This window comes from Legionella fallonii LLAP-10, assembly GCF_000953135.1.
Lineage (GTDB): Bacteria > Pseudomonadota > Gammaproteobacteria > Legionellales > Legionellaceae > Legionella > Legionella fallonii.
In genome coordinates this window covers 2,156,500-2,170,510 of sequence record NZ_LN614827.1, presented here as the reverse complement: position 1 = coordinate 2,170,510, position 14,011 = coordinate 2,156,500, and the positions used below count along the sequence as shown (strand labels likewise).

Below are 14,011 nucleotides of genomic sequence, written 5' to 3'. Positions count from 1 at the left end.
TTTAGTCCAGTACTATTTCTTGGGCAGCAGGCCGTAAATTATAGTTGGAGCTCATGCAGTGACCATAGGCTCCAGTATTAGCAATTAACAGCACGTCCCCTTCATGAGTTACTGGTAACAAGCGATCATAACCTAAGGTATCTCCTGACTCACAAATCGGACCAACAATATGAGCAAATCCCGCTTTTTCTTCATGCAGACGACTGAGGTTGACTATCTCATGATAAGCCCCATAGAGAGATGGCCTGATTAAAGAATTCATTCCTGTTTCAATACCTACAAATTTTACTTTACCTTTTTCTTTACATTGGGTCACTTTAGCAAGAATAACACCACTCTCTGCCACAAAATAACGGCCTGGCTCAAGCCAGATTTTTAACTGCGGGTAGCGTGATTTGACAGCAAGCAAGGAGGCATCTAGCGTACTAAAATCTAAAGGATGTTGTCCTGGTTTCTCTACTATTCCTAAGCCACCACCTAAATTAATGGAGCGTACATCAGGAAATTGATCTGTTAATGAAGCAAGCATCAATGCTGTTTGTTGCCATAATTCAGGAGTCAGAATTCCACTGCCAGAGTGAGCGTGTAAGCCAATCACTTTAATATGGTTCTTTTTTGTCAAGGCAATGATTTGCCCTACATCATTTTGCGTGATACCAAATTTGGACTCATTACCTCCTGTTGAAACATGCTTATGATGGCCTGCACCAGTGCCTGGATCAATACGTACAATGACTTCGCAATTTTTAAATAATTGAGACCAATGTTGCAAAGGATATAAACTATCTATGGTGATATGGCATCCAATTTTTAACGCATATTCATACTCGGACTTTGGAGCAAAATTAGGAGTAAATAAAATTCTTTTTCTATCAATTGTCGGGAATAAGTCGAGCACTAAATCCAACTCTTGTATCGAAACACATTCAAAACCAATTCCTTCTTTCTCCAATGTTTTTAGTATAGAAGGGTGGGGATTCGCTTTGATAGCATAAAATAAATTATCAATAGATTTTAACGCCAGTAACTGTTTTGCTTTTCCTGCTTGAGTAGGGCTATGGTACACATAACAAGGAGTATGTGGCGCACTACTTGCGAGTAAACGATCTCGTTCTATTTCCCACCAAGGCACAGGGCGTTTGTTGGGTTTGCCAAACTCCTCATGCCAACTTTTAGAGTAATAAAAAATTTGTGGATTACTTTCTATCAGTAGGTGATGTAGTTTTTGACATAATTTATCTGCATGTGATTCATCCACGACAAAAGTCATATTCAGATCATTGGAGGCTAACGACATCAAATAAATTTGTTTGGCTTCAAATACTTCTAATGCTGGACCGAGATGGGGCAATACGGTTCTTATATGATGACCAACCATACTAACGGCGCTACAAGGTTCAATTAGTTTGGCTCGTCCAAATTGATTTAAATCTGCTAACAGAGCATTAATTGCAGGCCTGTCATGTAATTTTACGTTGTTATCTAATGATATTGTGACGTTAAATTCAGAAGAAGATAACAGATCAACAGAAAAGCCATGCTTTTTAAATGTAGTAAAAACATCCGCCAGGAAACCAACTTGTTGCCACATGTTTAGAGTATCAATGGATATCAACAAAATACTATGCTTTACCTGAATTGATTTGATTAGTGGCGCGGATTCATCAGTATCTTTGGTAATCAGTGTCCCTGAATGTTCTGGCATTTGAGTATATTTGACCGACATGGGGATTTTTGCAAGTCTTACTGGAGGAATGCAATTAGGATGTAAAACTTTGGCTCCCATAGAGGCAATTTCTTGAGCTTCATCGTAGTTTAATTGTTTTAACAAACGAGCATGGGGTAGTTGGTGAGGATTCGCTGTATAGATACCTGGAACATCGGTCCATATTTCACAAGACGATGCTTGAAGTTTAGCCGCCAAAAGTGCTGCGGAAGTATCTGATCCACCTCTACCTAGTAACACTGTTTCTCCATGTGGATTAGATGCAATAAAACCTTGAGTAATAATTGCTGGAGCACCACATGTTTGAAACCGCTCTACCAATTGGGGATCGTAGGCATGTTCGCAACGAGCAGAAAGATAATTAACGGCCTCTCCTCCTAGAGTAGAAGTGCTTACTAGCAGCTCACGGGCGTCATACCATTTATTCTGAATACCTTGCTGTTCTAAAAAAGCATGGCCAAGGCGAGTCATCATTAACTCACCAAGGCTTAATATTTGGGCATGTGTTTTAGCCGGAGCTTGCTTTAGCAAAGCAATTCCTGTTAACCATTGCTCCAGTTGCTGTAAATCATCAGAAATCAGATCGGGGTTTACTTCAAGCTCTTCCGCTAGGTTTAAATGACTGTTACGAATATCAGTATAAATACTATGATGTTCATTTAAGAGTGCTGCATCTATAGCTTTTTCGAGCTTATTAGAAATTTGAGTGAGGGCAGAACAAACAATAACGGGCTGTACTCCTGTACTCATATGTTTTTGGGTAATAGCTGCAATATTATTCCAAGTGCTTCTACTTGAAACACTGGTACCTCCAAATTTAGTAACGAGCTGTTGCATAATATAATTCCGCACAAAATTAATACACGTTACCATGGACTAAAGCATCTGCACAAGTATTTTGACATTAGAAAGACAAATTCTTTTATGCATTAAATTGCCCATAGTGATCTCAAAAAGATCACTATGGGCTTAATTTTGTTAGTCGTTGAATCTATTAAAAAATAATTCTTTTTTATCATTTGAAATTAGGGTAATTTCATTTATCATCGAAAACTTAAATTTGAATTGGAAGTACTATAAATTATAAGGAGTGTGGAGTGAACGACATGCACAAACCCCTAAGAACGCTAGTCAGTGTTGCAATAGTAGGCATTATGGCAACAAGTACTGCTTATTCTGGTGGATTTTCGCTGTATACTGAGGATAGCCCATCAGCTATTGGCAACTATGCTGCGGGTATTGCTGCAGAAGCTGCGGATGCTTCTACTGGTTGGTATAATCCAGCGGGTTTAGCATTAATTCATAATCAACAAATAGTCGCTGGGGGCGTTGGTATATTTCCTTCTGCTAGACTTAGTGGCACTAGTACTTTTATGACCCAAGGGCTCAATAATTACGTACAGAATTTCCAAGATCTCCAAGGTGGTGATAATGCATTTGTTCCTGCATTTCACTATGCTTTACCCGTAGGTGAAAATGTTACCTTTGGATTCAGTAGCGTTTCTCCTTTTGGTTTGTCAACTGATTGGGATCAAGACTCTGCAGTACGTTACCAAGCTACTTTATCTGAGTTGATTACGGTTAACCTGTCACCAGAATTCGGTGTGAAATTGTCCGATCATTTCTCTTATGGCGCAGGACTTGATTTTCAATATGCCAGGGTAAAATTTAATACTATGCTTGGCGCTCCTAATTTGTTTGTGCCTTTCTTCCCTGCGACCACGGTAGATACTTTAAGTTATAATAATGGCAACTCCATAGGAATAGGATTCCATACTGGCGTTATGGCTATGTTTAATGACAATCATACCCGTATTGGTTTGAATTATCAGTCTAAAATGAGGCACACTTTCCATGGCCAAAGTAGACTAGTAGGTAAACTAGCTTCCCCAGGTTTAGTATTGGCTAACCCTGCTTCTGTAATTGGAGCAAATCCTGACGCGGTATTTAGAAATACTAATCTATTTTCCAATCCTATCGAGTTACCTGATGTAGTTACGTTGAGTGGATATCAAGATGTCAATGAAGCCCTTGCTTTATTAGGTTCTGTTGTTTATACAGCATGGAGTTCTTTTGACACGATTACATTAAATAATGTAGCAGCTCCGTCTATCAATCCTTTTACTAGTCAAGTATCTCTTGTTCAGGCCGTCAGTTCAAAGCAACAGAACTATCTTGATGCCTGGCGCTTTGCTTTAGGTGCAAATTACCGTTTAAATCAACAATGGATGTTACGTGCAGGTGGCGGTTATGATGCGACTCCTACGAACAATGCATTTAGAGATGTCAGATTACCTGACGTAAATCGATGGGCTCTTTCAATTGGTACTCATTACCAAGCGCGTCCTTCTATTGGTGTTGATGTAGGCTATACTCATATATTTTCTGCTGAGGACTCTACAGTGAACCGAACAGATCCTATAGGTCTTACTTCAGCGTTTAATGTTAATGCTACTTCTAATGCTCATGTAGACCTAGTGGGTGCTCAAGTAGTTTGGAACATCGATCAAGCACTAGAAGCTCCAACAAAATAGTACTCATTAATAATGATGAAAAAAGCCACGCCAAGCGTGGCTTTTTTATTGTAAAGTGAAGCAGTTAATGACATGAAGATCCCGATCTAAATCATCTGTGTAGCCTTGATGCAGCGCAGCGCAATCAAGGTTTATTGGAGACTTCGATTAATATTTTTAGACGGGTCTTGGTGGTTTATCCAAGCATTAGCCTCGTTGTAGTGAGCTGCATAAGAACTTTAGTAAGCTTAATAACACCTTGATTACGCTGCGCTGCATCAATGCTACATTGGTGGGTTTGGCATTCCATGCGCTTTGGCTAGACCAACGGCTCAACCTGGGTTACAAAAGCTTATTAGACAACTTATCCCTTCTTTAATTTGAGAGAAGGGATAAGGGAGAGGGGGAGGTGAACGATGATATATAATCTTTAGGGACATTGCCTAAATATCTTTTCTTAATTTTTACTAATGGTTGCTTCACCTGGTCCATTCACCCGTATGGTGTATCCATTATTCGAAAGCTGTTTCGGAGTGATATCACCAGATTCTAAATCTAAAGTTACATATCCTATGTCTACTGGATTAGCTGTATTAGTACCCACTTTAATTAAAGCAGAGCATTTTTTGTCTGCAGTAGTATGGCCATAACATGCCATTCTTACCATATTCCAATAAACACTACGAGTATCATGAGCTGGTGTCCCATATGGGGATGGTATAGTGCCTGCTATATAGGCATTGGACTCTAAATCTGTGTTATTATGTGTGGTCAAATAAGCCGGCATTGCTAAAGCGGTTGCGGCAATTAAATTTAAGGCTATTGCCGATAAACTTTTAAGCATGAACTTCATTTATATCTCCGTTAAGATTATAAGGGATTGGCAGTTACCAATCGGGAATTACTATAGGTGATTGTCCTTCTAGAGGCAAGTCTTAAACTCAAATTGCAGTTCTATTACTTAATATTCTTGCTATATCTTTGGCAAAATAAGAAATAATAAAATCTGCTCCTGCTCGTTTTATTGCTGTTACGCTTTCTAAAATGGCTTGCTCCTCATTAATAAGATGATTCTTTGCTGCAACCCTTATCATGGAGTATTCGCCACTGACTTGATAGGCACAAAGCGGTATTTCGGCATAGCGTTGCTTTAGTTTGTAAATAATATCCAAATAAAAACCGGCAGGTTTTACCATAATCATATCGGCTCCTTCCTCAATATCCAAAGCCGTTTCTCTTAAGGCTTCAGCACTATTAGCAGGATCCATTTGATAGGCTTTTCTATCGCCAAACTGAGGTGCTCCTTGAGCTGCCTCTCTAAAGGGACCATACAAACAGGAACAATATTTGGCACTGTAACTTAATATGGGAATGTGTTGATATCCTGCGCTATCTAGAGCGGAACGAATAGCGCTGACCATGCCATCAGTCATACCACTGGGGGCAACCCAATCTGCTCCTGCCTTGGCATGGCTTACTGCTTGTTTGCCAAGCAATTCTAGCGTTTTATCGTTATCAATACGCTGGCCATGTAATACCCCGCAGTGCCCATGATCGGTATATTCGCAAAAGCACAAATCAGTAATAATTAATATGTCTTTATTAATCGAGCGAATTTTTTTAATTGCTCGGGCTATTATTCCATTTTCATTGAATGACTCGCTGCCGTAGGCATCTTTTTGATTTGGTATACCAAAAAGTAAAACAGCCGGGATACCTAGAGCACTGAGCGTTTCAATTTCCCTGGGCAGACAATCTAGTGAGAGTTGATATTGGCCAGGCATCGCTTGGATTTCTTTTGCTTCAGTTAATTGCTCGCTAATAAATAAGGGAGCTATAAATTGTTGTATGTGTAATCGGGTTTCTTTCACTAAAGCGCGAGACATGGAATTGCTTCTTAAACGGGTCATTCTAAGAGGGATGTTATAGTGACTCATACGTTTTATCCTTATTTATTAGAGGTATATAAAATATCAATGCCGCTACTCGTGGTACTGCTGCTGATTTGGATACTGTAAAATTTATTAAGTAAGTATTTCAAAGTAAGCACGTTGGGATCGTTTTGAGATAAGCCTACGTTATAACTTACATAAATCTTTTTGGAAATAGATTTACCTACTACAACGGCTGTTGAGTCAGTAATCTGATTAGTTGCCAAATTGTAATTACTGGTTGTTTGCACATTTACATCGAATCCTAGGTTCTTTTTTAGCTGTTCTAAAAGTTGAGCACCATTAGTTCCACCACCTAAATTCATCGAAGAGATTGCCGCCATCAGTAACTGTCCGCCTGCTTTATTGGCTTGACTGGCTGGACGTCCTAATACAAGCATGGACAGTATATCGGCTTGAGAAAGGATAGAGGGATTCGAAAATAGTGATATTTTGGGTTCGGTCAAACGTCCTGATACTTCAACTCCTACGCTGATATTACCACGAACATTAGCGTTTTGCAGATTATCATTATTGAAATCAAAAGGCTGATTCGATCCAGGGGTTGTGGCTGTAGTGGTATCAATTTTTTTGGATGCTCTTACATTAATTCCGGGATTATCCAAGCGTCCACCAGTGAAAATGAGTTGCCCTTGTTCTATAGTCAGATCTTGCCCATATGCTTTATATTGTCCTTTTTTAACCGTTAATTCTCCAGTTGCATTCACCGGACCTTGAGGCAGTTGAGTGAGATTGACCGATCCAATCAATGTTGCATGTAATCCTTTGTAGGTTAGCTCTACATCATTGCCCATTTCTACATGTAGATTCATGTTGGTATTGAATGGGGTAGAGGGCGTTTCATTTGGAGTTTTAAAGACTACATCATCGGATAAAGAAATGCTGTTGTTGAATGTTTGTGGTTGTATGTGAGCGAAGGGAACTAGAATTGATCCGCTAATCTTTAATCCTGACGAGGAGATATTCAAGGCGACTTGGGGTGATACTTTAACTTGGAATTCTTTGGTATTCATCACAGGGAAATCGGTCCCAATTAGTGATAAATCGCCACCGAATGAAGCACCAAGAGGGCCTTTACCCTTGATGTTTAATTTTTTATTTTCTGAAGAAATAGAACCTTCTGCTTCCCATTGTTGTCCTTGAGCATGAGCAATAAATTGCATTGAATTAAGCTTAAGACCTAATCCCGGAAGATCTACACGACCTTGGCTTAATGTAAGGGTACTTTTAATAATCTTTTTGTTCCAAGTCCCTGTAGCTTGTAATGAGGCAGTTAATTGTCCTTTGGGATTATTGATTTCAGAGCTGAGACTTTGTAAAAATTCAAATGAATTAACTATAAGGGATAAATCGGCGTTGATCGGCTGGCGAGCAACTAAGCCTTGATTTAGATCAAATTTGGGGAGCTTAAAGGCCAGAGTTAACTTTTTGTTTTCATCTATAGCTATAGAGCCTTTTCCTGCTAATTGTTGTGGTGAAAGAATGATACCCAGCGTTCCGCCTTGGAATTCTAATGAAGGTATTGGACTGTCATCAGGCATCTCATAATGGCCAGGCTTTAAGGTTATGATCATATCGCCTTGGTTACTTGCTGTAATTTTTCCTTTTGCAGAAAGGCTAGTATATAAACCTTCATGCTTAGAAGATGATTCCATAGGTTGTGAGATATTGATATCGAAATACCATTTCCAGGGAATGGTTCCATGAATCGTTGACGCGATTTGCCAATGTTCATTTGGTGCTTTATTGATTTTAGAGGTTAAGGTGACATTTAAATCAGGTAAGGTTCCTGAAAGAGTAAGCCTTCCTTCTGGGCTATTGATTATGGTTTGAGGATCCTTCTGCCATTGGACATTATGCCATTTTATCGTTTGCTCAAGTCGAGCTAATTTTGTTAGATTTCCATTGAGGGATAATGATGCTGGGCCATGAAAATCACCAGTCCACTGCAGGTGATTGAGATCCCCTCCTATATCTAAAGCTCCAGTGAATATCTCGGGATTTTTAGTATCAGGATTTAATTTTAATTTAGCCGTTAATTGAGTAAGAGAATCGAAGCCTATTTGCAATCGGCTGGTAATGATTTGATCTAAGTAATTAAATCGTAATGAGTCTATTGCTAAGCCCGTTTTCTTTATTTGTCCACTTAGGGCAACTTGTTCTATGTAAACGATAGGTTTTTCCTGTTGAATTTCTATGGACTTCGCATTTAACTTATTGATTATTAATTTATTTTGTAAAAGTGATAGTAGCTGCCAATTAACGGTTAGATTTTTTATAGTTATGGTTGTTTGATTTATTTTATAGTCTACTTTTTTCACGCTAAATTGTTTGAATGCAGTGCCGCTTAGCTGCTGTACTTTCAGGGATCCGGGCAAATAGGCTCTACTTATTTTGATAAGCGTATACAAACCTGGCGTCGTCGTAAGGAGAAAGGATAAGAGACTCCCTACAAGGATTATGAAGATTAAGACGCTATAGAACGCTTTTTTGATCAATTTTATCATAAGTCTGGCCCCATGCTAACGACCAAGCGAGGGCTACTTCCATCAACTCTTTGTAGTCTATTGGTTATGGGTTGCGCCACTCCAACTTTAATCGGACCAATAGGTGAAACCCACATCAAGCCACCACCTGCATCATATTTCATTGCTCTGGCTATGGGATTATAAACATCTCCTGAATCAGCAAATCCTACCAGGTACCAATTTTTTTTGATTTCCTTTTGAATTTCGAAGCCAGTATAAGTGATGATTCTTCCTGGACCTATGGAGTTAAAACTATAGGCTTTCAAATTGTCCGTTCCCCCTAAGAGCAACGCTAGGGACAGGGGAAGCTGATTAATATTGCTGGTCGCAGTGAATCCTTGAATGGTATGTCCATAGAGACGTAAACGCCATGGTTCTATCATGTACGCTGCTTTGGCATCTAGGGATGCTTGTACAAAGTTGATCTTGGATATGGTGAAGTGGCCAGCTCCTAAACCGTTTAAGGTAATGTTATAACCTGATGGAGTAAATAGTGCATCTGCTGTTTTGTTGAATGAAAAAGCCGCTTTAGGATAGAGCATATGCTGATAGTTATTCGTCTGTAAGGTGTAATGAAATCCTTCATAAAGGCTGTTAAGTGATAATACTCGCTTAAATGACTTTACTTTATGCTGCTGAGCAAGGGATATAAGAAAGGCATTACTGTAACCGCTAGTGTAATTTAAATTGGAAAAATTACCGGTAAGGCTGTATTGATCGGATATGGGATTTTTACCTGGGACTATGTATTGCGCCTGAAATGCATTTTGAGTAAACGAGCCTTGTGCTAAGGCATTAAATTTATGTCCGTATTTATTGACAGGTATTATATTAAGACCTGCTCTACCACGCACCCCAGTATCTGTTCCATAACCGGCTCCTACAGTATAAGTATATTTGTGTACAGGCTGTAAATGCACTAGAACTGGAACGGTCTGAGAATCAGTGATTTGTGGCTTCACAAGTACAGAACTAAAATATCCACTAGCGGAAAGATAATTATTAAATTTAAGAATTTCATCTGTGGAATAAGGTTGACCGTGCTTAAATGGCACAAAGCGATGTAGTAAATCAGGATTGATGTTTGTAGGATCAAATTGTATCTGACCAAAATAGTAGAGCGGGCCTGTGTCAAAAATAAGGGTAATAGCGGCCGTGTTTACATTTTCATCTACTAAAATTTCAGCTTTTTTAAATGAACCATGCAAATACCCCAAGTTTTCTGCTGTGTTAATAATATTTTGTTTGGCTTGGTTATAAGTTTCTGTAAATAGCGGATCGTCTACGTGTAATGGTATTTGCTTTACTGTTTTAAGTATCAGTGGATTTTTTGCGCCTTCGCCGATTAGTTCAACACGTAAAGAAGTAATATGAATTTGATTACCAGGATTAATAAAGATGGATACTCTCTTTTTATCGAGTGTTTTTATATCGATATCTGCTTTGAAATAGCCAAATGGTTCTATAGCCTTCATTACCTGAGTGCGTAAGTCATCTAAACTGAGTTCATCTAATGGTTTTATTTCCTGTAACTCATTAAGACGCTTTTCAACATTAGCCAGCACCTTACCGGTGACTCCTTTGATATCAAGAGAAGCCGGCGTAGTGCTTGCTGCAAACAATGGAAAACAGACAATAAAAAATATCAGATAAACTAATTTATTCATGTGATGCTGGTATGATTAAGTAGCATCCGCTGCCTCCATATTTTTTAATTGATAAATTAAATCCAAAGCTTGTTTTGCAGAGAGTTTATCGGGATCAACTTTAGCTAGTGTTGTTACTATGGGCGAAACCAATGGTATTGAAACGGACTGAGGACTGAATGCTTGCTTTGGCTCTTGCATTAGATTTAAATGAGCATGCGCCAGTTTTAATACTTCTGTTGGAATGCCAGCTAGAGCAGCAACTTCAAGGCCATAACTGCGATCAGCAGGACCTTCTTCAACGCGATATAAAAATACAATTCGCCCTGTATTTACAGACGCTTGTAAGTGTACATTACGGATACAAGGCCACTCTTTGGGAAGGCTGGTTAGTTCAAAATAATGAGTAGAAAATAAAGTATAGGCTTTAATGACCGTTGCTAAATAAGTGCAGCAGGCGTAAGCCAAGGCCATTCCATCATAAGTACTGGTGCCCCGTCCAATTTCATCAATTAAAACTAGGCTTTCTGCTGTTGCTTGTCTCAAAATTTGAGCCGTTTCCGTCATTTCCACCATAAATGTAGAGCGCCCTGAGGCCAGATCATCGCTAGCACCTATACGAGTAAAAATTCGGTCTATCGGGCCTATAATTGCTGATTCAGCGGGTACAAAGCTACCTATGTAAGCCAAGAGGACTATCAATGCAGTTTGACGCATGTAGGTGGATTTACCCCCCATGTTGGGGCCTGTAATTAATAATATATTTTGATCAGGTTGCAAATGAAGATCATTAGCAATGAACTGTTCTTGGAGTAATTGTTCGATAACAGGATGACGCCCTCCTTGGATGGTAATGCCTGGAGTGGGGACTAATCGGGGGCTTTTCCAATTAAAACTTTGAGCTCGTTCCGCCAGAGTAACTAATACATCCAATGATGCTAAGGCTTGAGCCAGATGTGTTAATTCAGACATATAATTCTGAATTTCAATGAGTAAGTTGTCATACAACCATTTTTCTCTAGCTAAGGCTTTAGTTTGGGCGGATAGTACTTTTTCTTCGAAAATCTTTAATTCAGGTGTAATGTAGCGCTCTACATTTTTTAAAGTTTGTTTTCTTTGATAATGGACAGGGGCTTTTTCTGACTGTGATTTAGACAGCTCAATATAAAAGCCCTGAACGCTGTTGAAACCAAATTTTAAGGTTGATAGACCAGTACGTTCTTTTTCATCTTGCTCCAGTTTCAGCAAGGTTTCATTAGCATTGGTACTGAGAGTTTTTAACTCATCCAGCTCCTCATCAAAACCAGCCGCTATAACGCCTCCATCACGAATCAATACGGGTGGATTTTCTACAATTGCTGAATTGAGCAATTCTAAGAGTATTGGTAATGGAGTAATATGTTGTTTCAGCTGCGTAATTAGCGGTGCCGCATTTTTTTGTATAGAGGAGTTCAGCTCAGGAAGTATGCCTAAGGTATGGCGCAAGGCGATGAGATCACGAGGACGAGCAGACTTTAGAGCAATGCGTGATACGATTCGTTCTATGTCACAGATTTGTTTTAAAAATTGATGTAGCGATACATCTTGCTGATAATTGATGATTTCTCTAATTGCTTCTTGACGCGCTTGAATTAAATGCTGTTGCTTTAACGGCCTTCCTATCCAACGTTTTAATAAGCGACTTCCCATGACACAAGCCGTATGATCTAGTACTGAGAGCAAACAATGCTCGTTTTTACCCTGAACATTTTCAAATAACTCTAAGTGTTTTTGTGTTGCCGCATCCAATTGCAGATATTCTTGTGAATTCTCAAGAGTTATGGCGGATAGATGAGGTAGCGCTTGCTTTTGAGTCGTTTGTAAATAGGCCAGTAAGGCTCCGGCCGCAATTAATGCTGTAGGGTATTCTTGCTCCCCAAATGCCGTTAAATCTTTGGTTGTAAATTGATCGCATAATAATTTACGAGCACTATCTGCGTTAAATTCCCATCCAGGTCTAGTTTTTACAGGAAAATGGCTGCAATGGTCGTATAGAGGTGATGATTCTTGTAGCAGAAGTTCTGCGGGTTGTAATCGTGTTAGTTCTGCTGCTAGTTGATTGTTTTCTTGCAGTTCGAGTAAGTGAAAACGGCCACTACTTAAATCAACCCAGGCTAGGCCTATTTTTTGCTTGAGTTGGTGTAGCGCTACTAAAAGGTTATCTTTTCTTGCATCAAGGAGCGCTTCATCAGTTACTGTGCCTGGCGTGATAATACGGGTTACCTGTCGTTCAACGGGGCCTTTGCTTGTAGCCGGGTCGCCTATCTGCTCACAAATTGCTACAGACTCTCCTTTTTTAATGAGTCGAGCCAAGTAATTTTCTACTGCATGGTAGGGGACACCTGCCATAGGAATTGGTTTATCAGCAGATTGACCTCTATGAGTTAGAGTTAGGTCTAATAATTGAGATGCACGCTTCGCATCATCGAAAAATAATTCATAAAAATCGCCCATACGATAAAATAAAAGCATGTCTGGGTATTCAGATTTGATGCGTAAATATTGTTGCATCATTGGGGTATGAGAAGTCTTCATAAGGGGTTGCTATAATTGAATTGCGGTGATTCTAACAAACTCATAGTTATAAGTCAGTAATGAGAAGAGTATTCAAGAATTCGCACGGCCTGTTTGCTGATGGGATGAAAAAGAGGACGAATTGCAAATAAATACTTCATTTAATGATACTATTTGCTACACTTAAAATGATTTAAAATAAAATGTTATCTTAAGGAGAATGGTAATGAATCGTTTAGCTATGATTGCTGCAACTTGTATTTTAGGTCTGGCTTTAGCTGCTTGCGGTGAGAATAACACACCTAAGCCTGCCGCAGATAAAACAGGGACCACTACCCCAGCTCCTACTCCAGCTAAAACTGACAATACTCAACACCACTAGAGTGGGCTGATAATTTATAATGTAACACATTTTTAGAATGTTAAAATGCCGCGAGCATACCGCGGCATTTTATTTATCGAACCAGAGCGTACTTTAGGAGCTTGGGTATTTTCTTTATTATCTTTAGCTTATGCTCAATATGAAAGAACATACTCAAAGTGATAATAGGGTGTACTAATATGAGTCAATTCGCAGGAATAATTCAAGAAATAGCGTCACTTTTAAAGAGACGCAATTGGCAACTAGTTACAGCAGAATCATGTACTGGTGGATTAATTGCCAGTTATCTCACGGAAATTCCTGGTAGTTCTAACTGGTTTGAGCGCGGTTTTGTTACCTACAGCAACTTAGCAAAGCAGGATATGTTAGGTGTTCCTAAGGAACTAATAGACCAATTTGGCGCGGTGAGCGAGGAAGTTGCTCAGGCTATGGCTATTGGCGCCATACAACATAGCGCAGGTGATATTGCCGTATCTGTTACGGGTATTGCTGGTCCTGATGGAGGCACTATAGAGAAGCCAGTTGGTACTGTATGCCTTTCTTGGGCTACGCGCGAAGGTTTACCACTGACTGTAAAAAGACAATTTCACGGAACAAGGCAGGATATTCGTATTGCTTCATGCCAAGAGGCCTTGCATGGCTTGCTGAATAAAATTCAATTAATTAGTAATTAATCACTTTGCTGCTTACCCTTATCTGTGTGATAATTTT

At 39.3% G+C, this 14,011-nt stretch carries 9 protein-coding genes; 3 read left to right on the top strand and 6 right to left on the bottom strand.

The annotated features are described in order from the left end of the window. Position 1: 1 nt before the first annotated feature. Positions 2-2,563 carry a bifunctional aspartate kinase/diaminopimelate decarboxylase gene (locus tag LFA_RS08765; RefSeq protein ID WP_045095861.1) on the bottom strand — a complete coding sequence of 854 codons (2,562 nt, stop codon included), beginning with the start codon at positions 2,561-2,563 and terminating at the stop codon, positions 2-4. Between the two features lie 260 nt (positions 2,564-2,823). Between LFA_RS08765 and LFA_RS08760 the strand changes: the two genes are divergently transcribed. Beyond that, entirely contained in the window at positions 2,824-4,260 is a 1,437-nt protein-coding gene (locus tag LFA_RS08760; RefSeq protein WP_172653471.1) for an OmpP1/FadL family transporter, read from the top strand. 436 nt (positions 4,261-4,696) lie between these two features. Here LFA_RS08760 and LFA_RS08755 read toward each other — a convergent pair whose 3' ends face one another. The 5 genes from LFA_RS08755 to mutS form a co-directional block, all read right to left on the bottom strand. Further along, on the bottom strand, positions 4,697-5,092 hold the full coding sequence (locus LFA_RS08755) for a hypothetical protein (protein ID WP_045095859.1): 396 nt from the start codon (positions 5,090-5,092) through the stop codon (positions 4,697-4,699). Positions 5,093-5,180: 88 nt separating this feature from the next. Further along, positions 5,181-6,176, bottom strand: a complete 996-nt coding sequence (gene hemB, locus LFA_RS08750; protein WP_045095858.1) for a porphobilinogen synthase — start codon at positions 6,174-6,176, stop codon at positions 5,181-5,183. Positions 6,177-6,187: 11 nt separating this feature from the next. Further along, positions 6,188-8,569, bottom strand: a complete 2,382-nt coding sequence (locus LFA_RS08745) for a translocation/assembly module TamB domain-containing protein (RefSeq protein WP_231865828.1) — start codon at positions 8,567-8,569, stop codon at positions 6,188-6,190. A 125-nt stretch (positions 8,570-8,694) separates the two neighbouring features. Then, positions 8,695-10,386: an autotransporter assembly complex protein TamA gene (locus LFA_RS08740; protein WP_045095856.1), complete on the bottom strand. Its 1,692-nt coding sequence runs from the start codon at positions 10,384-10,386 to the stop codon at positions 8,695-8,697. Between the two features lie 15 nt (positions 10,387-10,401). After that, a complete protein-coding gene (gene mutS, locus LFA_RS08735; protein WP_045095855.1) occupies positions 10,402-12,939 on the bottom strand; it encodes a DNA mismatch repair protein MutS in 2,538 nt (845 codons plus the stop codon). Positions 12,940-13,144: 205 nt separating this feature from the next. Between mutS and LFA_RS19840 the strand changes: the two genes are divergently transcribed. Both LFA_RS19840 and LFA_RS08730 read left to right on the top strand, forming a co-directional pair. Further along, complete coding sequence (locus tag LFA_RS19840; RefSeq protein ID WP_157010329.1) at positions 13,145-13,300, top strand: hypothetical protein; 156 nt, start codon at positions 13,145-13,147, stop codon at positions 13,298-13,300. Positions 13,301-13,479: 179 nt separating this feature from the next. Further along, a complete protein-coding gene (locus LFA_RS08730) occupies positions 13,480-13,974 on the top strand; it encodes a CinA family protein (protein ID WP_045095854.1) in 495 nt (164 codons plus the stop codon). Positions 13,975-14,011 lie beyond the last annotated feature (37 nt).

Coding starts and splice junctions, on each gene's coding strand:
- hemB (WP_045095858.1), bottom strand. CDS start 6,176: ATGAGTCACTATAACATCCCTCTTAGAATGACCCGTTTAAGAAGCAAT.
- LFA_RS19840 (WP_157010329.1), top strand. CDS start 13,145: ATGAATCGTTTAGCTATGATTGCTGCAACTTGTATTTTAGGTCTGGCT.
- LFA_RS08730 (WP_045095854.1), top strand. CDS start 13,480: ATGAGTCAATTCGCAGGAATAATTCAAGAAATAGCGTCACTTTTAAAG.
- LFA_RS08740 (WP_045095856.1), bottom strand. CDS start 10,386: ATGAATAAATTAGTTTATCTGATATTTTTTATTGTCTGTTTTCCATTG.
- LFA_RS08765 (WP_045095861.1), bottom strand. CDS start 2,563: ATGCAACAGCTCGTTACTAAATTTGGAGGTACCAGTGTTTCAAGTAGA.
- LFA_RS08755 (WP_045095859.1), bottom strand. CDS start 5,092: ATGAAGTTCATGCTTAAAAGTTTATCGGCAATAGCCTTAAATTTAATT.
- mutS (WP_045095855.1), bottom strand. CDS start 12,939: ATGAAGACTTCTCATACCCCAATGATGCAACAATATTTACGCATCAAA.